This window comes from Danxiaibacter flavus (assembly GCF_041060425.1).
In the GTDB taxonomy this organism is placed as follows: Bacteria; Bacteroidota; Bacteroidia; order Chitinophagales; family Chitinophagaceae; genus Danxiaibacter; species Danxiaibacter flavus.
In genome coordinates, this window is record NZ_JAULBC010000001.1 from 584,413 (window position 1) to 604,433 (window position 20,021).

17 protein-coding genes are annotated in these 20,021 nt (G+C 41.1%); 9 read left to right on the forward strand and 8 right to left on the reverse strand.

Annotation, left to right across the window (positions count from 1 at the left end; all coding sequences use genetic code 11):
• Positions 1–263: 263 nt before the first annotated feature.
• Entirely contained in the window at positions 264–2,537 is a 2,274-nt protein-coding gene (locus QTN47_RS02275) for a hypothetical protein (RefSeq protein ID WP_369327692.1), read from the reverse strand.
• 711 nt (positions 2,538–3,248) lie between these two features.
• On the opposite strand from QTN47_RS02275, the gene QTN47_RS02280 reads away from it, so the two are divergent.
• The 3 genes from QTN47_RS02280 (at position 3,249) to QTN47_RS02290 (ending at position 6,709) form a co-directional block, all read left to right on the forward strand.
• Positions 3,249–4,595, forward strand: a complete 1,347-nt coding sequence (locus tag QTN47_RS02280; RefSeq protein WP_369327693.1) for an alpha-L-fucosidase — start codon at positions 3,249–3,251, stop codon at positions 4,593–4,595.
• Between the two features lie 310 nt (positions 4,596–4,905).
• Positions 4,906–5,928 carry a DUF3500 domain-containing protein gene (locus tag QTN47_RS02285; protein WP_369327694.1) on the forward strand — a complete coding sequence of 341 codons (1,023 nt, stop codon included), beginning with the start codon at positions 4,906–4,908 and terminating at the stop codon, positions 5,926–5,928.
• A gap of 55 nt (positions 5,929–5,983) precedes the next feature.
• Positions 5,984–6,709 carry a carbohydrate-binding family 9-like protein gene (locus QTN47_RS02290; protein WP_369327695.1) on the forward strand — a complete coding sequence of 242 codons (726 nt, stop codon included), beginning with the start codon at positions 5,984–5,986 and terminating at the stop codon, positions 6,707–6,709.
• 111 nt (positions 6,710–6,820) lie between these two features.
• On the opposite strand, the gene QTN47_RS02295 is transcribed toward QTN47_RS02290, so the two are convergent.
• Positions 6,821–7,465, reverse strand: a complete 645-nt coding sequence (locus QTN47_RS02295) for a 3-keto-disaccharide hydrolase (protein WP_369327696.1) — start codon at positions 7,463–7,465, stop codon at positions 6,821–6,823.
• A 209-nt stretch (positions 7,466–7,674) separates the two neighbouring features.
• Here QTN47_RS02295 and QTN47_RS02300 point away from each other — a divergent pair, with 209 nt between their 5' ends.
• From QTN47_RS02300 to QTN47_RS02310, 3 genes are all read left to right on the forward strand, one after another.
• Positions 7,675–8,148 carry a redoxin domain-containing protein gene (locus tag QTN47_RS02300; protein ID WP_369327697.1) on the forward strand — a complete coding sequence of 158 codons (474 nt, stop codon included), beginning with the start codon at positions 7,675–7,677 and terminating at the stop codon, positions 8,146–8,148.
• A 1-nt stretch (position 8,149) separates the two neighbouring features.
• Positions 8,150–8,671: a DsbA family protein gene (locus QTN47_RS02305; RefSeq protein ID WP_369327698.1), complete on the forward strand. Its 522-nt coding sequence runs from the start codon at positions 8,150–8,152 to the stop codon at positions 8,669–8,671.
• 583 nt (positions 8,672–9,254) lie between these two features.
• Positions 9,255–10,250, forward strand: a complete 996-nt coding sequence (locus QTN47_RS02310; RefSeq protein WP_369327699.1) for an aldo/keto reductase — start codon at positions 9,255–9,257, stop codon at positions 10,248–10,250.
• Between the two features lie 416 nt (positions 10,251–10,666).
• Here QTN47_RS02310 and QTN47_RS02315 read toward each other — a convergent pair whose 3' ends face one another.
• Entirely contained in the window at positions 10,667–11,761 is a 1,095-nt protein-coding gene (locus tag QTN47_RS02315; RefSeq protein ID WP_369327700.1) for an Mrp/NBP35 family ATP-binding protein, read from the reverse strand.
• A gap of 137 nt (positions 11,762–11,898) precedes the next feature.
• Here QTN47_RS02315 and QTN47_RS02320 point away from each other — a divergent pair, with 137 nt between their 5' ends.
• A complete protein-coding gene (locus tag QTN47_RS02320; protein WP_369327701.1) occupies positions 11,899–12,543 on the forward strand; it encodes a carboxypeptidase-like regulatory domain-containing protein in 645 nt (214 codons plus the stop codon).
• A gap of 194 nt (positions 12,544–12,737) precedes the next feature.
• Here the strand turns inward: QTN47_RS02320 and QTN47_RS02325 are convergent, their stop codons facing one another.
• The 5 genes from QTN47_RS02325 to QTN47_RS02345 are packed head-to-tail and all read right to left on the reverse strand — an operon-like array spanning position 12,738 to position 14,784.
• Positions 12,738–13,361 carry a SprT-like domain-containing protein gene (locus QTN47_RS02325; protein WP_369327702.1) on the reverse strand — a complete coding sequence of 208 codons (624 nt, stop codon included), beginning with the start codon at positions 13,359–13,361 and terminating at the stop codon, positions 12,738–12,740.
• Positions 13,348–13,764 carry a hypothetical protein gene (locus QTN47_RS02330; RefSeq protein WP_369327703.1) on the reverse strand — a complete coding sequence of 139 codons (417 nt, stop codon included), beginning with the start codon at positions 13,762–13,764 and terminating at the stop codon, positions 13,348–13,350. The genes QTN47_RS02325 and QTN47_RS02330 overlap by 14 nt, the downstream gene beginning before the upstream one ends.
• 1 nt (position 13,765) lies before the next feature.
• Entirely contained in the window at positions 13,766–13,984 is a 219-nt protein-coding gene (locus QTN47_RS02335; protein ID WP_369327704.1) for an AtpZ/AtpI family protein, read from the reverse strand.
• On the reverse strand, positions 13,959–14,375 hold the full coding sequence (locus tag QTN47_RS02340) for a bactofilin family protein (protein WP_369327705.1): 417 nt from the start codon (positions 14,373–14,375) through the stop codon (positions 13,959–13,961). The genes QTN47_RS02335 and QTN47_RS02340 overlap by 26 nt, the downstream gene beginning before the upstream one ends.
• Before the next feature lie 13 nt (positions 14,376–14,388).
• A complete protein-coding gene (locus QTN47_RS02345) occupies positions 14,389–14,784 on the reverse strand; it encodes a hypothetical protein (protein ID WP_369327706.1) in 396 nt (131 codons plus the stop codon).
• A 295-nt stretch (positions 14,785–15,079) separates the two neighbouring features.
• On the opposite strand from QTN47_RS02345, the gene porW reads away from it, so the two are divergent.
• Both porW and sucC read left to right on the forward strand, forming a co-directional pair.
• Positions 15,080–18,025: a type IX secretion system periplasmic lipoprotein PorW/SprE gene (porW, locus tag QTN47_RS02350; protein WP_369327707.1), complete on the forward strand. Its 2,946-nt coding sequence runs from the start codon at positions 15,080–15,082 to the stop codon at positions 18,023–18,025.
• 622 nt (positions 18,026–18,647) lie between these two features.
• Entirely contained in the window at positions 18,648–19,859 is a 1,212-nt protein-coding gene (gene sucC / locus QTN47_RS02355) for an ADP-forming succinate--CoA ligase subunit beta (protein ID WP_369327708.1), read from the forward strand.
• Positions 19,860–20,021 lie beyond the last annotated feature (162 nt).

The following is a 20,021-nucleotide window of genomic DNA, read 5'->3' on the forward strand; positions in this document are numbered from 1 at the left end:
GGTTAGCATATTAGTCAATGTCCAGTTGGCCCGGTGATTTTCTGTTTAAAGTGAGGGTTGGTATTTACTCGTTCAACACACCCGATAAAGGTTCTCTGCAGCTACAAAAAAATAAAGCTTTCCTTAACTGGAAAGCCATCGTGTTACATTGCCAGTTCAATCAAATCATTTCGTTGATGATTTGTGTATGACGGCAAGAGTCGTAAAGTTAACGGTATGCATGTAACCTGCAAACTATTTTTTTTGAATCAAAATATGCAACATCAAATCATGGCGAAGTTGATCACCTGTTTGTTGTCGGCTGCTCCATAGCTTATTGTAAATATTCTCTTTACATCTTTGGTCAGATTTAGTCGTTCTGCATGCGTCAATAAAAAACATCCAAGTGTTTTTAGATAGAAGCTTTGTTTGAAGATGCCGCTGATCTTATTGTACGAATGATCAAGACGGTCAAAAGACGTGTGTTGAGCGATGTTATTGTTCCAGTCAATGATGCCGTTTATAAAATCTGTCAATGCATCAAACAGTCCGGGATTGCTCCTGATCACGCCTTCGAAGCTGTCACCAAATGTCCAGTTGGACGAATTGGTTTCAAACGCTGAAAGGTTGTCAGGATTGCCTTTTTCATCTATAACCGAAGCAATAATGTCTGCGTATTGACCCCGGTCTAATTCGTGATTTTGTATAAAAGTCTTCCATGCACCGGCGTATGTGTTTTGACGTTCCTGTTTGCTTGCCCTAAGAACGAAATCCGGCAAATAACTCATTGAAGCCGCCATGGCAAAGCAGAATGTATCTATGTTAATATTACTCCAGCCGATTATATCAATTTGCTGGAGGATCAATTTCAAGGTGTTATCGGGAAAGATCAATTTGTGTTCTATCCATACTTCCTGTCCAATAATTTCAGAGCCTGCGTATTTATTTGCAAACGCGTTTGCATCTTCCTGTTTCATTATACTCCACAGCACTGCTGTATCCAGGTAAGATTTAAAATCGTTCAGCGACATTTTGTTGTCTTTCTGAATCATATTCAGTGTCAGGCTAAAATCAAATTCATCGGCTGTAGGAATAACCTGTTTTGAGAAATTTGCCATAGTGCCGCATAATTCGCCCATCCAGGACCCCTGTGCTTTGCCGAGCGACCATGTATAGCCGGCTGTATTATCAATAAGGACCTGTTTGTTTTGTGTGAGATTTGTGCGGATAAAGCGCTTCCTTGTTGAGTAATCTTTGCTTGAAATAATTGACATGTTAAACAACTTCAGGCCAAATCCGAAAGATCTTTCCACGACAAGCTTTTGCTCGTTTAAATAAGTATTCAATATGAACGGAATTGTGTTTTTCCGCATGTCCTGTAACAGGTTACCTGTCCTGAAACGCAAAAGATCTTTATGATAGTTTTTTAGCACTGCTGTTGGTAATGAAACGGATAGCAACTCCGTATTTTCTTCTATTCTGCTGTATTCAACTTTAAAAGAAAAAGTGATGTTCGCAAGTGCAATCTTCTGGAGATTTCCTTTGATATCTTTTTCAAAATCGTGTAGTTTGCTGACAAGCAACTGAAGATTTTCAGGAATATTCTGCAGTCCGAACAGACCCAGCAATTTTGCTATCAAAACTTTTTTTGTCGGATCGGCTGATGCACTTTCTATGTTCGCGATCACCTGTTCGACTTCGGTTGCAGTACTCGCGGTAAGTGACTGTATTACTTTATTGTACAGATCAAACAGCTGCGTTTGAAGAACATCCGGCTGCGCAAAACTTATTCCTATGGAAGCTCCAATATTTCCGGATGCTACAGAACTTTTGGCTTTTCTAACGGAAACAAGGCAATTGTCTTTGTCAATCTTTTTGATGAAATAAAAGAAATCATCCTTGATACTTACATTGAATGCCGCGGTAAGTTGTGGGCCGATATTGATATCCAGCGTAAGTGGTGTCTTTAACTGATTGGTCAATGCACTGAGGCTTTGAGAAAAAATATTGCTCCAGCTAACAGACAAGCCGGCATTTAATGTTCCATTCACCAGCAGTGCCAGTGCATTATTTACTTCAAGATTCTCTACATCTTCAAAACGAAAAATGGTTTTGAAATGGCTGATATCAAAAAGAAAAGCTTTGTTGATAGATTCTGTATTGTTGTGTCCGCTGTAATACAAATGCTTTGCTCCACCTGTAACAGAGAAGTCTGCATTAAAACCAAGGTTTTCCAACGATACCTGGCCAGAAGCCTTGGCCGTTATTGCACCTCTGTATTTAAGATAAGCAGTATTTGCCGTGTCAAATGTTATTGGTTTGTCCTTAGTAGCCAGGAAATTGTCTTCGTCATTATCATTCTCGTCATTAAACAGTTTAACATCCAGTGATGCATTTGCGCCTATAGAGAATACCACATCACCGGTTTCGATGGGATACGATTTTCCGGCAGATAATGGGGCCGGATTGTCGTTTGCCATCAGATCCTTATCTTTCAAAAGTTTTGTGGTAAGTAATAATTCTCCCGTAGGTATAAACAGTTCGCTTAAATTCTCCATAACAGCAGGTCTTTGTTGATGAATGATTGTACTCCTAATATCAAAAGATTACCTCAATAATACAATGGATATTTTATTGAACCCTATACAAACTAGTGAATAGTGAATGGTCAATGGTGAAGGGCACAAACTGGTTGATTAAATGTATGTTGCTGTGGTTATTATTATCCCTGGTCGTAACTTCTTATACGCCCTTATATGCCTTCGATACAACTGGTGAACAGTGAATGGTCAATGGTGAAGGGTGCAAACTGGTAGATTAAATCTATGCTGTACTAGTTATTAATATCCTCTGGCGTAATTTCTTATACGCCCTTATATCCCTTATACGGTTCAAAAAACTTCGCTTCGATCAGATCTTGATCCTGCGCTTTAAATCAGTTGTTAATTGCCGAAACATTTGGCCGCAGCCGATCTCTAACTTATATGGTTTAAATTTCAAACTGTCTTCTTGAAAATTACCTTCATGTTAAAAATGAGGAAGAAGATACGAAAATCGGCAATGCCTGCACATCATATTCAATGTACATTCAAACCTTTAAGCCATTACTGAGGAAGAATGAATGATTGCTTGTCCCGGAAACATAAAGGTGGACACGTTAGGTTGCTACTGATTGAGAAATTTCCATGCACCAAATGGGAGGATTGCCGGAATGATGGCTGCCAAATAAGCATACTATACCTGATCATTCAATATTTAAAACAACACTTATGAAGCGATTGTTTCAATCACTTGCTTTTCTTGTCCTGATGGGATCATCAACTTCTGCAATGTCTCAGCAAAAACTAGGCAGTGAAACGGCAGCAGAAAAAACCGAACGTATGAAATGGTGGACCGACGCACGTTTCGGTATGTTTATTCACTGGGGATTGTATGCATTGCCTGCCAGGCACGAATGGGTTAAGAACCGTGAACGTATTACGAATGAAACTTACCAGAAATATTTTGATCAGTTTGATCCGGATCATTTTGAACCTAAGAAATGGGCAAAAGAGGCAAAGGCTGCCGGCATGAAGTACGCAGTGCTCACAACAAAACATCATGAAGGCTTTTGTTTGTTTGATAGCAAGTATACCGATTATAAATCCACAAAAACTGCAGCTAAAAGAGATCTCGTAAAAGAATACGTGGATGCATTCAGAGCCGAAGGAATTAAAATTGGATTCTATTATTCTTTGATTGACTGGCACCATCCTGATTTTCCGATTGACCGTGTTCATCCGCAACGTCCGCTTAAGGATAGCGATACTGCCTATGAGCGCCTGAACAAAGGAAAAGATATGGCAAAATATCGCCAGTATTTGTATAACCAGGTTACGGAACTTTTAACCAACTATGGTAAGGTTGATATTTTGTGGCTTGATTTTTCTTATCCCGGTAAATATGGTAAAGGAAAAGACGATTGGGGATCTATTGATCTGTTGAAACAAATCAGAAAACTTCAACCGGGAATTATTGTAGATAACCGTTTGGACTTAAATGATTACGAAGATGGTTACGACTTTGTTACTCCTGAACAGGTGAGTACCAAAGAACTTGAGAAATATAAAGGAAAGACATGGGAAACCTGCCAGACGTTTTCCGGTTCATGGGGATATTATCGCGATGAACACTCCTGGAAAACACACAGACAATTGCTCGACCTGTTGATTACATCTACGGCCAATGGTGGAAACCTGATTTTAAATGTCGGTCCTACAGCGCGTGGTGAATTTGATTATCGTGCAAATAATGCGTTAGACAGTCTGAGTTATTGGATGCACGGAAATGATCAATCAATTTACAACTGCACTTTCGCGCCTGATACTTACAAGGCTCCGGCAGGCAGCAAGCTAACATACAACGTTGCCACAAAGAAACTCTACGTGCACCTGTTTGAATATCCGCTGTACAGCTCAGTTACACTGGAAGGGTATAAGGGCAAGATAAAATATGCGCAGTTTTTACATGATAATTCTGAACTGCTGTATAAAGAGCAGGGGGATGATATTATTGTAACCGTTCCGGCTCAAAAACCGCCTTATGAAATTCCGGTAATTGAGTTGTCTTTGAATTAAATAAGAGGGGACCACAAAGTCACGAAGTACACAAAGCAGCACAAAGAGAATGATCGCAATTTTTAAAAAGCTTTGTGAAATGCGTAGCATCTTTTCTTTAAAGACTACAAAGGCAAAGGTATTCAATAAGAAAGTCCAGTCAGCTGGATATTTTACGAAAAAGCCTTAGTGCTGCTTTATGTACTTTGTGACTTAGTGATTCAAAAAGGTTCTTAGCTGATATTGCGTTCTGGAAATTTTTAAGCATCTCAATAACTTCTGCTGCATAATACCCCTGTTTTTGTTTAACTTGTACAATCAAAACTGCATTATGAAGAAGATTGCTTTGTTTGCCTTTATTAGTTTTTTGATCTGCTCTTCAGCTTACCCGCAAAACATGGTAGCAGCCGCAAAAGGCTTTATCAGTACACTTACGAAAGAACAACAAGCCAAGACCATTTATCCATTTGATATCGATGAAAGATATAATTTTCATTTTTTTCCGATTGAGGACAGGAAAGGGATTTCCTTTAATGAACTGAATGAACAACAACAAAAAGCCGCATTCGATCTGCTGAAAACCTGTTTGAGTGAAGGCTCAATGAAAAAGGTAAAACAGATCATGCAGATGGAAGTGTTGTTGAAGGCTATTGAAAAAAGAAAACCTGAAGATCATTTCCGGGATCCGGGAAAATACAATGTAACCATCTTTGGCATTCCAGGTGACAGTACAATTTGGGGTTGGCGTTTTGAAGGTCATCATATTTGCTATAATTTTTCAGCTAACAAAAAAGAGCTGGTTGGTGGTACTCCCGGCTTCTTTGGTGCGAACCCGGGCATAGTTTTAGATGGTCCATCCAAAGGATTGGAAGTTTTAAAAGATGAGACCAATGAAGGATTTGATTTGTTACATGCGCTAACTGGCACACAATTGAAGACTGCGTTAATTGATTCTGTTGCTCCAAAAGAGATCATCACTTTTATTAACAGGAAAGCGATGATCGAACATCCTGCAGGAATATCATATAGTGGCATGACCGTTAAACAGCAGCAGCAATTTTTACAACTGATCAGGCTGTATGTAAACCGTTATACAAAGATCTTTGCCGATGATATGCTGAAGACCATCCAGCAGGCAGGTTTGGAGAATCTTAAATTTGCCTGGGCCGGATCTCAGCAAAAGGTATTTGGTAACCCTTACTATTATCGCATCCAGGGACCCACTATTATAATTGAATACGACAACACCCAAAACAATGCGAACCACGTTCATACGATAGTGCGTGATCTTAAAAATGATTTCGGCGGAGATCTTTTGCTGCAACATTATAAAGAATCACATCAATCAAATTAGAAAAGACGTATAACAAAATTGCTGGCGCGTAGTCTTGCTAAACAAAAACTGATGTATGAGATTGTTATTATTGGCAATTGCCGTAGGCATAAATATAATTTCGTTCTCTCAGACGCGCAGCGGCAACATAAATGCAACCCCGTTATCTGTGTCCAAAAGCAGCGACTTTGAAGTCAACGGAAAAGGAGATAATAATGAGTGGGATAAATGCGCGTGGAATGTGATAACAAAACTGGATAGCGGCGGACAGGCTTACAATACGAAATTTAAAATGCTGTATAGCGAGAAAGGCATTTATGTTTTGTTTAAAGGTGCAGATGATCATATCACCACCAGCTCAACCAAAGATTTTGACGCACTGTTTAAAGGAGATGTTTTCGAAGTATTCTTCCAAACAGATACTGCAACTTCCATCTATCTCGAATACGAAATCAATCACCTGAACAAAGAACTTGTTTTGCTGGTGCCTAACTTTAACGGCAGGGCTTTCGGATGGCAGCCTTTTGCTTATGTCAACAATCGAAAAGTTCAAAAAGCTGTTTCAATAGAAGGCGGTAAAGCAGAGGTTAACACCGCCATAACCGGCTGGGCGGCGGAAGTATTTTTTCCTTATGCTTTATTTAGCCCCTTATTAAATGTGCCTCCAAAAGCCGGTACTGTTTGGCGTGCTAATTTTTACCGACTTGATTATGATAGCGGCCAAATGATCAAATGGGCATGGTCGCCTATTGAGAAAAATTTTCATGAATACAAAAAATTCGGCACCATCATCTTTAAATAAAAAAGCACTATCGTTAACTCCGATAGTGCTTCCGTTTGCTTCAATCATTATCAATTATCAACTGTCCCCGCCTGAATGACTTCTGTCGGGCAGGAATTTTCAATTGAACAACTATTTCAGCGGCTTAACCATTATATCTTTAAAATATACTTTGCTTTTTGGATCGTGGCCCTGTAAAGCAAATGTTCCGTTTGAGATCAATCTGCCTTTCATTCCTTCAGGACGTTCCGGATTTTCAGGCTCAGTATAATCAACAACTGTTTTGTCGTTTATTTTAATGATAACATGTTTGCCTTCTACCTTAATGTATTCTTCGTACCATACGCTGTCTTTTACATACACATCTTTTACATCCTGAATGGCATATAAGCTACCGGTTCTTCTCCAGTCAGTGTGCGAGTTGTTCACCTGTACTTCGTAACCTTTTGCAGGCCATCCGGATTCCTGGTATTCTGTATGAAAATAAATACCGGAATTAGAACCAGGCATGGTCATCACCTTAGCTTTAAATTCAAAATTTTTAAAATCGTGATTGTTTACATCGCCTTCATAAAATAAGTGAGCAGTTTTACCATTTACGACTATAGCTCCGTCTTCAACTTTGAAGGTTTCGGCATTTTTCCCAACTTTCCATCCGTTCAGGGTTTTTCCGTCGAACAATGATTTCCAACCACCACGGCGGGCAAATGCATGCGTACTGGTGGCGCAGATAAGCAAGGTTAGTGCAATCGTGAAGAGAGAAGTGAAGCGTTTCATATTTTTTTGGTAATTAGTGAAAAAACGATTTTGCAAGCATGAATGTAGTGGTTTTTAATGCACAAATGGCCCTTTTCTTTTAAAAAAATAATGTATATTGATAGGGCCGCGAAAAAATAACAGAACCAAAATCACTATCCTTGTTTATGGCAGGAAATTTGGCGGTGATCTGGATTATTATTTCGGTAAATCACTCATAAAGTATAGTTATGTTAGCTGTAGGAACCAGGGCGCCTGAATTCACACTGCATTCTACGCCCGATCAAAAAGTGTCTCTTAGTGAATTAAAAGGAAAGAAAGTAATACTTGCTTTTTATCCTGCAGACTGGAGTCCGGTATGTGGAGATCAGATGGCATTGTATAATGAAACGTTGAAACTGTTTCATAAACACAATGCTGAAGTTGTTGGTATTTCAGTTGATGGTAAATGGTGTCATGCTGCTTTCAGGGAAAATCGCAAACTGCATTTCTCTCTGTTGGCAGACTTTGAGCCCAAGGGTGCTGTTTCCAGAATGTATGAAGCTTATGATGAAACAAAGGGATCTTCGCTGCGCGCTTTGTATGTATTGGATGAGGACGGCGTTATCCGCTGGAACTATCTTTCTCCTACCGGCGTTAATCCCGGGGCCGACGGCATTCTCGATGCGTTGGAAGAATTAGATAACGCAAAAATCAAACAATAGTATGGCACTAAAACCAGCAGTTGGTGAGAACGATCATGTCCAGGGAAATGAAGACGCCTCTGTCGAACTTGTGGAATATGGAGATTACGAATGTCCACATTGTGGAAGAGCTTACCCTATTATTAAGAACATTCAGGAAAAAATGGGCGATAAGCTGAAATTTGTTTTCAGGAATTTTCCGCTGGCAGAAATTCATCCCAATGCCATTACAGCCGCAATTGCAACAGAAGCCGCTGCATTACAGGGTAAGTTCTGGGAAATGCACGATATAGTTTTTGAGCACCAGAAATCATTGTCAGTCGAGCGCTTATTGGATTATGCAGCGGAACTGGGACTGGATATGCACCGGTTTTCAAAAGATTTTTCGGACAAACAATCGCTGGCTAAAGTGGAGGAAGATTTTGAAAGTGGAATACGAAGCGGCGTAAACGGCACACCCTCTTTTTTTATCAACGGAAATAAATACGAAGGAGACTGGAGCGAGGAAATGTTGTTGGAGGTGTTGGTGGAAAAAACGAAGTGATGTTAAGTACGAAGTACGATTTACGAAGTACGAAATGGGCTGTCTGGCGAAGGAGAGCTGTGTGATGTAAGATGTTAGATGTACGGTGTACGATGTGAGGATGGACTGACTTGCGAGGGTGAGCTGAGTATAATGTACGATGTTAGATGTACGATGTTAGATGTACGGTGTACGATGTTAAGTACTAAGTATGATTTACGAAGTACGAAATGGACTGTCTGGCGAGGGTGAGCTGTTTGATGTACGATGTTTGATGTAAGATGTACGATGTAAGTGCCAAGTACGAAATGAGTTGTCTTACGAGGATGAGTTTCCTGATGTACGGTGTACGATATGGAATGTATGTGATGTGCAATATGCATAAAGGCAGGGATATGGGATGGGGATTGAAACCTGACACCCGAAACCTGATACCTCAAATCTAATGCCTCTAGCTGAAAGCTAATAGCTGATAGCTCGCAGCTTTTAGCTCACAGCTTATAGCTGTTAACAAATATGGAATTTCGCCGAATTCATGCACGCATTTGTTTGGCTGCGCTTAACTTGTGAAGATAACTTTTGAATAGTTAATAAAATTGAACACATGGAATATAGAAAACTAGGAACGTCAGATTTGGAAGTGTCGGCTATTACCTTTGGTGCCTGGGCCGCAGGAGGTTGGATGTGGGGTGGAACGGAAAGAAAAGACGCAGTGGAAGCCATCAGGGCGTCGTACGATCTGGGAGTAACTTCGATAGATACAGCACCGATTTATGGACAGGGGTTAAGCGAAGAAATAGTAGGGGAAGCAATTAAGGAATTGCCAAGGGATAAAGTGCAAATCCTGACCAAGTTCGGCATGCGTTGGGATCTCGCTAAAGGCGATTTTGGCTTTGCCAGCAAAAACAATGACGGTACAGAAATAAACATTTATAAATACGCCGGCAAAGAAAGCATTATAAAAGAATGCGAAGACAGTTTACGAAGACTCGGCACTGATTATATTGATCTTTACCAGATACACTGGCCCGATTCAACCACGCCCATCCAGGAAACGATGGAAGCGGTTGCGCAGTTAATTAAACAAGGCAAGGTCCGTTATGCCGGAGTATGCAATTACAATGTGGCTCAAATGAAAGAGGCTGCAAAATATATTGATCTTGTTTCTGACCAGGTGCCATATAGTATGGTAAAGCGTGATATTGAAAAAGAATTGGTTCCGTATTGCCTGGATCACGACAAATCAATATTGGCGTACAGCCCATTGGAGAGAGGTTTGTTGACAGGCAAAATGGCGCCTGGTTACAAATTCTCAGAAGGCGATCACCGTGCATCATTGTATTTTTTCACTGACGAAAATTTGAAAAGAACAAATGCATTCCTCAAAAAAATTCAACCATTAGCGGAAGAGAAAGATGCCACCGTTGGTCAGTTGGTTCTTCGCTGGACCATAGAACAACCGGGAATTACCATAGGTCTTGTTGGCGCGCGCAATGCAGAACAGGCCATTCAAAATGCAGAAGCTATAAAGATCGATCTTACCAACGATGAGATCGATATTATTAATGACGCGTTGGATGAATTAGAACTGGTTAAGTAGTCTATCTCTCATCGAAATAAAAAAAGCACAGAATTAACTACTCTGTGCTTTTTGCGTTATTTGGAACTATGTTGAGTTATATATTTCAACTCAACTTAAGCCTTTAGTCTCAATCATTGTCAGTTCAAGTCGTATAGTTAAGCAGGCATCGTCAACTTTGGGAGATGTCTCCTATCGTCGACATGACGATCCAGGCTTATCAGAAAAAGTAGTCTCAGTAGCACCAGTAACAAGTGCATAATAATGTGCAAGTCTGGAACCGCATCGTCACGACGATGGGAGAGGTCTCCCGAATATCGATCTGATCGTTACACTTAATAAGCGTTGGATATCGACAACTCAAAGCTAAATGACCTATCATTGCCAATTTTCCCCGCCTGAATGACTTCCGTCGGGCAGGAACTCTCCATTCTCCATTACTCAAAAACTTCCACCACCTTAGTATTAGGCACACTCGCATTGCGAATAGCGATATTTCTGATAGTTGTTGAGGCAAACTCTTCAAAAGCTTGTTTGCTTATGGGATCATCGCCGACCATTGCTGGGTATCCTTTGTCGCCACCTTCGCGTATGCTTTGTACGATAGGAATTTGGCCAAGGAAAGCCAGGTCATATTCATCAGCCAGTTTCTTGCCGCCCTCTTTGCCGAAAATGTAATATTTGTTTTCAGGCAATTCAGCAGGGGTAAAGTAGCTCATGTTTTCTACCAGTCCGATGATTGGCACATTGATCTGCGCCTGCCCGAACATCGCAATTCCTTTTTTAGCATCGGCCAGTGCAACATCCTGCGGTGTAGTTACAATTACCACACCCGTTACAGGTACTGTTTGCATTAACGTAAGATGTATATCACCCGTTCCGGGAGGCATGTCGATCACCAGGTAGTCCAGCTCACCCCATTCAACATCTGTAACAAATTGCCTGATAGCGCTGCTGGCCATAGGGCCGCGCCATACCACAGCATTTTTTTCATCTACCAGCAAGCCAATACTCATCAATTTGATGCCGAAGCGATCCAGTGGAATTATAAAGCCTTTTCCGTTAACATCTTTCATCATGGGTCTTTCGCCACGAACGCCAAACATCATCGGTACACTTGGTCCGTAAATGTCGGCATCCATAAGTCCAACTTTTGCGCCACCCTGGGCAAACGCAAGTGCCAGGTTTGCAGCCACGGTGCTTTTTCCAACGCCACCTTTACCACTTACCACTGCGATAATATTTTTTACGCCGGGCAGTATTTGGGCTACATCTTTTCTTGTAGTGTTTGTATTGGAAGTGAAGTTTACATGAACGTTGGCCTGTTTGTTTACCAATAGTTTAACGGCATTTACACAAGCCCTTTGTATCATGTCTTTCAGCGGGCAGGCCGGCGTTGTTAGAACAACAGTAAAAGAAACATCGTCACCACTTATCTTAATGTCTTTCACCATGTTAAGTGTTACTATGTCCTTTCCGAGATCAGGTTCCTCTACGTTGCTGAGTGCCTTAAGAATGTCAGATTCAGTCATCACACATATTTTTGTTAAAAAAGAAAATCCCGGACAAAGTTAACTGCTCAGGAGGTTATTTTGTTGTTATGTAGGCAAAGTAATTGCGTATTTAGTAAATTGTAGTGCCAATTGGTTGTTCTAAAAAGGTATTTTGAATGAGGAAATTTTTACAATACTGCCTGGTCCTTTTAGCAATATTATTTTCTGCAAAATCATTTTCTCAAAGCGCGCAGAAAGATTCTGTTGTCCAGTTGTTTGGTATAGTTATGACAGCCGATAGCTTGCAGGCGATTCCTGCAGCGAGTGTTATCGTGGAAGGAAAGGGCAGGGGCACACTAACCAATGAACAAGGGGTATTCTCCATAGTTGTATTAAAGGGGGATAAGATCAGGTTTTCCTGTGTCGGATTTAAAGATCAGGTAGTTGTTATTCCGAGGTCACTGGAAGGCGATCAGCATAGTATGATCAAATTAATGATCAATGATACGGCGTATCTGCCTGCTACGATCTTAAAGCCAAGGCCTACAAGAGAACAATTTGAACGGGATTTTGTGTCAACACCGGTTCCGGACGACCAGATTGAAATAGCCCGTCAGAATCTTGACGAACAAAAACGCCGCGTCTTGATGGCAACATTACCGCCTGATGGCCGTGAAGCGATCAACATGCAATTCCGCCAGCAGGCAGCTAAATATTATTATCAGGGTCAACAACCACCAATCAACCTGTTTAACCCCGCCGCCTGGGCAGACTTCATTAAGGCATGGAAGCGAGGGGATTTTAAGAAGAAAGACTATTAGGAGCTGAGAGCTTAAAGCCTAAAGCTTAAAACTAAGTTTTGTGGCACACTCAAATTATTTCATTCGATATAGCATAAATAGGTTATGAAATAATATCCATTTGGAGGAGTATTTAAAATTAGATCTTAGGCTGCGACATTATTAAAAAACAAGAAACATTATCCGGAAACAGTACTGGCTTTAAGCTTTGGGCTTTAGGCTTTGAGCTTAACAACCTCATACACCGGGCTAAACAAATAAATCAACCCGGTTTTTAGTTCCTCACACCTGTAACGTTTACGCAATTTATCACCGCGGCGAAATATCCTGCCATCATTTGTTTTAAAAAGATCGCCTTCGGACAGGTCTTCAATAAGCGTTATGCCATCTTTGTGTGGATCGTATTTTCTCAGCACGCGCATCAGATCTTCTTCGGCGCAACTGCTTGCAGCCGGGTTATGCAAAGATTTTTTTAGCGCCAGCGTAATATCATGCGGAAAAATATCTTTTAAAATAAAGTCTGCGAGCAAACTGCTGTAAATCGTCTTCCACTCCTTACCGTGCGCGGCGACCTTATGCTTGTATTGTTCATAAGTGAGTAAATGCGCCAGTTCATGAAGAAGAGTAATAAGGAAGGCGTATTTATTCAGATTACTGTTTACACTGATTCGATGATTTTTTCCGTGAACCGCATTCCGGTAGTCCCCCAAGACACTTTTTCGTGCACGCGTAACAGTAAGGTGCACCTGGTATTTGTGGAGGTAATCCACAACAAGATCAAAAGTTCCGTCCGGGATAAATGCGGCCAGTGCCTGCATTGGATGCTCAGTTGCCGCCATGCGTGTTTTTCTTGTTAAGAGAAGAAGTGCTTTTCACCTCTATTGCCGTGTAAATAATATAAAGTGCCATGCATATGAGTATGCCTGCGATGTTTTTTTGCTGTCCCATCAAAAAAAGATAGATAATAACTGCGGCAGCAATTACAAACAGTTTCATTACCATGGCGCCCATAACGCTGCGAACGAATGCGTTAGGATTGGGATCTTTCAGGGCTTTTGCATGCATAAATGAGGAAACTATAGTGAGCAGGAACAACAGTATATTTCCTCCCAGCACAACATTTGTGTCAATGCTTTTTTGGGCAAGGGTAGATTTGAAAATAATGCAAATAGCGGTAACAATAATGAAAATCAGGATAGCTGGAACCGGGATAGAAACGCTTCTTTCTTGCTTAGTGTTCATATTATTTTTTCTTTGACGTGTCCTTAACCACTTTATAAAATGTAGCGGCCAATATCAGCAAAGGTAAAATCCAGATCAATAAGGGAGTCTTCAGATTCCATTTTTCATCCAGCCATTTTCCGGCATACAAAGCAAGGGCGAGGCTAATTAATAATTGAAAGCCTAAACCAAGATATCTTAATAAAAGTGAATAATTACTTTGCTTTTGCTTGTCGTTCATTGGTTTCATACGTTATCTCAACCACCTGCGTGCCACTGCTCATGGAACATTTTCCGTTAAAGTAAACTGTAGGTTCTATAGAGATTTTCTGCGCGTTAATGTTGCCGTACAATTCAGCTTTTTCACGCATGTTCAACAAATCCCCTACAGTTATGTTCCCATTGATCTTTCCTGTGGTATCAACCTGCTGGGCAGTAATATTGCCCTCTACATAACCTTCAGGTCCGATCACAACTTTTGCACTGCTGGAAATATTGCCGATAAGTGTGCCGTCAATACGGATATCGGCGTCTGTAATAACTTCTCCGGTAATTTTAAGACCTGCGGCAATAATGCTGGTATTGCCAGAAACGGAACCCGCTCCGTTCAATTTTTGTTTGGGGCTAAACATAAAAAATGGATTTTTAGTCGTTGGATATTTCCGGTTTTGGAATATTCAATGTTGTCGTGTCGCGATTCAAGGTTGTTGAACCTCCGAGCACTTTTTTAATATTATCCAGGTATTGGTCTTTTTGTTGCAGTGCCTGTTCAAGAGAGTCCGTTCTTATTTTTAGCTCCTGCAATTCTTTCCTTCCCTGAAGAGAACCATATCCAGGTACGTAGTATTTTAACGGGGTTAAGGTTAGCAAGGCCACGGTTAAACCAACCAGTAAAACAAAAACAGAACAAAGGCCAATATAAACGCTCATCCTGGAAAGTTTAAATGTTGTAACCTCTTCATAGGTGTCATCATTCATAACAACCAATCTGTACCGATTTCTTAATCGCCTGAAACTCGTATTTTCTGTTTCCTTACTCATTTTTTTAACCGAAGCGTGGTAAAGGTAAAAAACTAAATACATCCTTACTACCCTGACGGAAAATTACTTGTATTTTTAAAAATAAAATAATCAGCTTTGCAGTTATTGCGGTAACTGTTCAACAATGCAAAGGCGAGGAAATTGAATAGGCTGCCTGATGATCCCGAAGCGTTGAATATAGCTGATTTTTAATACATAAGTACACAACCCTGATTAACTTTGTTGTAAGTTTCCGGATATTCTTAGTAATAATAAGGCTATGTTCCGGCAAAGCAACGCTCATAAAGACATTTGCATGAATAGCAGAATACTAAAATTGTTATGTTGTATAGTTTTCACATTTGTTACCGGTATCACTTTTGCCCAGCCATATTCTTCAATTGACCTTGATAAGCAGAAACCTAAGAAATATGAAAACAGGAAGCTTGCTTCAGAAAAAACGAGCGAGCAGAAATATACTTTCACCAGGAGGGTTTTCCAAAATACATTTTCTCATTTCAACTACTATTTCAACGCAAATAATAACCTGACTGATCTTGTCTCAAATGCAAAAGCGGCTTTCAAAGACGATTTTACCCAGCCTGTTATACCTTTTTATAACTATTCTCTCGATGTAACCGCACAGGACAAACGCAACATAGATTCTATAATGTACCATTGCACAGCGGGAATTTTGTTGCACGATTTACGAACAAACTGGGTGGATAATTTATATATGCTCATTGGGAAGGCTTATTTTTTTAGCAAGCGGTTCGATTCGGCGATGGCAACTTTTAGTTATATCAACTATGCATTCGCTCCTAAAGATGAAGGATATGATATTCCGATAGGAAGCAACGAGAGTAATACCAACGGTGAATTTACGGTAGCGACAAAAGAGAAGAAAAATATTATAGCCCATAAACCCAGCCGCAATGAGGCATTATTGTGGATGACCAGGACGCTGATTGACAGTGGTGAAACAAGTGGGGCCAGCGGACTTATTCAAATATTGAGAAATGACCCCAATTTTCCGTCCCGCCTGAAAACAAGCCTCAACGAAGTAATTGCTTATTGGTTCTATACTGACAAGAGGTATGATAGTGCGGCTTTTTATCTAACCAAGGCACTCGACAATGCTTCGGGAAAGTTGGAAAGAGCCAGGTGGGAGTTTCTGATAGGCCAGCTATATGAGCGTGCGGCAAACAATGAACAGGCAATAAAATGGTATGGTAAATCTGCATCGACTACGCCCGATCCGATTATGGAAGTGTACGCTACATTAAATTCTGTAAAGCTCAATAAAGCTGAAGGTGCTGATGTGGCCCAGGAGAAAATTAACAGCCTGACTAAACTGGCCAAAAAGGAAAAATATTATTTCTATCGTGATATCATTTACTATGTAGCAGCCCAGGCAGAGCTGGAAAGAGCCAGCAAAAAAGGCGCAATGCAGTTTTTGGAGAAAAGTGTAAAGTACGCGGAGCCATCATCTCCACAAAAAAGCCTGTCATTTCTGCTGGCAGCTGATATTAGCTATGGCAGCAAGCAATTTGATCTCGCAAATGCATTGTACGACAGTATAGATGTAAATAACCTATTAAAACCCGAAGATAAAGACAGGGTGGAGGCCCGGAAAGGTGCTCTGCGTATAATAAATGAAAATGACCACATTGTAAAACGGGAAGACAGTCTGCAAAATGTTGCTCGTATGCCTGCGGCAGAACGCGATGCTGTGATAAACAAAATAGTTAAACAGCAGCGTAAAGCTTTAGGAATAAAAGAACAATCATCCGGCGGAGAAAACAGCAATCCTGCCGTTCAGCAGAATGCCAACGCAGGGACCTTATTTAATGCAGACAACAAAAGTGAATGGTATTTTAATAATAATTCATTGCGGTCCAGCGGTTTTACCGAGTTCAAGCAAAAATGGGGGGACAGGCCGAATGTTGATAACTGGCGCAGGGCATCGGATCTGAACAAAATCTCATCGCTGAGAAAAGAAACGGCAATTTCAGATAGTGCGAATCTTGAAAGGGCGACAGGCGACTCCGCAAAAGAAGAGGAGGTGAGTTATGAGTCGTTGCTGAATAGTCTTCCGCTTACTCCGGATAAAATTCAGAAATCGAATGACGCCATTGCAAAAGCGCTGTTTACAATAGGAAAAACTTTCCAGGATAAACTGGAAGAATATCCCGATGCCATTCATAATTACGAAACGCTGAATCATCGTTTTGCAACTTATCCTAACAAAGAAGAAACACTCTTCAACTTATATTATTGCTACAATAAAATAGGGCAGAAGTATAGCGCCGATTCCTCGAGACAGGCGCTTGAACGGGAATATAAGGACAGCAAATTTGTAGAATCGCTCAACAAACCTGCCGAAGTTGTGAGTGAGACGAGCAACAAAAATCCTGCAACAAAAAAATACGATGACATTTACCGGTTGTTCATAGAAGGCGATTTTGAAAGAGCCGAGGCAGAAAAGCGGGCGGCAGACAGTGTTTACGGTAAAACTTATTGGTCTCCTCAATTATTGTATATAGAAGCGGTATACCATGTGTCGCGTAGAGAAGATAGTTCTGCGATACACAATTTGAATGATTTGGTGGACAATTACGCGTCATCTCCCCTGGCGGATAAAGCCCGGACAATGATTGATGTACTGGGCCGCAGATCACAGATCGAAGACTATCTTACCAACCTTAACATCAAAAGAAATGAGGATGAAGGATCGCAGGTAGTGAATCTTGAAGAATCCAAAGTGGTTAAGAAAGTTGAGATTCCAAAGGCGGATTCCATCGTTACCAAACCTGCAGAAAAACCTGTTGCAATTAAAATAGATACCGTTAAAACAGCGCCTGTTCCCACGGAAAAACACTTTACATTTAATGTGAATGATAAGCAGTTTGTGTTGCTGCTATTAGATAAAGTAGCGCCTGTATTTGTTAATGAGGCAAAAAATGCATTTACAAGGTTTAACAGGGATAAATACAGCGGCGAAAAATTGGAAATAACTTCTGTTAAGCTGGATGACCGCTTTAATCTAATGCTGATCGGGCCATTCTCTGATGCAGCGGTTGCCATGGATTATGTAGATAAAACGCGACCGTTTACACAAGGAAGGATCTTGCCCTGGCTCACGCCTGATAAGTATAGTTATATGATGATCAGCCAGTCCAATCTCGATCTGCTGAATGAAAATAAAGATGTTGAAGGCTATCGCAAGGTGTTGCAGGCCGCTATCCCGAATAAATTCTAGTGAAGCTTAAAGCCTAAAGCTCAAGCTTAAAACTGACCGTTGCGAAGGCATTTCACGCGGCGGACGCAACGAGGCGGCGCAGCAGCGATAAAAAGCTTAAAGCCTAAAGCTCAAAGCTTAAACCTGACCATTGCGGAGACATTTCACGCGGCGGACGCAACGAGGCAGCGACGCAGCGGCGATAAAGAGCTTAAAGCCTAAAGCCCAAAGCCTAAAACTGATGGTTCGCGCGAGTTAGAATTGTTTCACGCAGTAAAACGCAAGGGAGCGGCGACTCATCGGTTAAAAATTATTACGCAAAGGGACAACAGTTACCGGCTTTGTGTTTGCACCGTTTAATTACTCGCTTAGATTAGTTCTGGGCTTTACGCTTTAGGCTTTAAGCTGGCATTCCCTCCGCGCCGCCGCTTCTCCGCGTCCGCTGCGTGAAACCAACTTCGCTACAATCAGTTTTAGGCTTTACGCTTTAGGCTTTAAGCTGGCATTCCCTCCGCGCCGCCGCTTCTCCGCGTCCGCTGCGTGAAACCAACTTCGCTACAATCAGTTTTACGCTTTGGGCTTTAGGCTTTAAGCTTGTTCTTTACCTGTAATCCCCTATCTTCGCTTCTCAAATTTTTATTCAATGAACCTTCACGAATATCAAGCTAAAGAGTTACTGAAGAAATACAATGTCCCTGTACAGGATGGCATTGCAGTAGAATCTGTTATGGCCGCGGAAGAAGCGTATCGCCAGATAAAAACTCAAACAAATAACAATTTTGCAGTTGTAAAGGCGCAGATTCATGCTGGCGGCCGTGGTAAAGGAAAAATTCAGGAAACCGGCGTTAATGGAGTGAAGGTGGGTAAAAGCATGGAAGAGATCAGTGACTTTGCCAAAGGCATTTTGGGCGGTACACTGGTTACCATTCAGACTGGTCCTGCCGGTAAAAAAGTAAACAAAGTGCTTGTTGCACAGGATGTTTACTATCCAGGTCCAAATCAAGTAAAAGAATTTTATTTATCTATATTATTAGACAGGAGCAAAGGCCAGAACGTTATCATGTACAGCACCGAAGGTGGTATGGACATTGAGGAAGTTGCACACAACACTCCTGACAAAATATTTAAAGAGTGGGTTCACCCATCAGGTGGATTGTTACCATTCCAGGCTAAGAAAATTGCGTTCAACCTGGGACTTACCGGTGAAGCATTTAAAAACTGCACAAAATTCGTTACCAACCTGTACAACGCATATGTTGGATTAGAGTGCAGCATGCTTGAAATCAACCCGCTGTTCAAGACAAGTGATGACAAGATCATTGCTGTTGACTGTAAAATGAACCTGGATGAAAACGCTTTGATGCGTCATCCGGACCTGGCAGCTTTAAGAGATATCACTGAAGAAGATCCTACAGAAGTAGAAGCAGGCCGTTATAATCTGAACTTTGTTAAGCTGGACGGTAACGTAGGCTGTATGGTTAACGGTGCCGGATTGGCGATGGCTACCATGGATATGATCAAATTAAGTGGCGGTGAGCCTGCAAACTTCCTGGACGTAGGCGGTACTGCAAATGCCCAGACAGTTGAAGCTGGTTTCCGCATCATCATGAAAGACCCGAATGTAAAAGCTATCCTTATCAACATCTTCGGCGGTATCGTACGTTGCGACCGTGTTGCTGCGGGTGTTATTGAAGCTTACAACAAACTTGGAAACATTAATATTCCAATCATTGTTCGTCTGCAAGGAACCAACGCGGAAGAAGCTAAGAAGCTGATCGATGAAAGCGGCCTGAAGGTACAGTCAGCGATCCAGTTAAGTGAAGCGGCTGAATTGGTTAAAGCAGCCGTAGCATAATTTATAGCAAAACGTTTTTTATACAAAGCTCCTGGAAATCTCCGGGAGCTTTTTTATTTATCGTAAAAAAATAACCCGCTCTCCGGTTATTTAAGAAATCCTTTATATCAGCTAGCATAGTTTTTGCGTTCTGGTGTCAATCGCAAACTTATCCTTGAATAC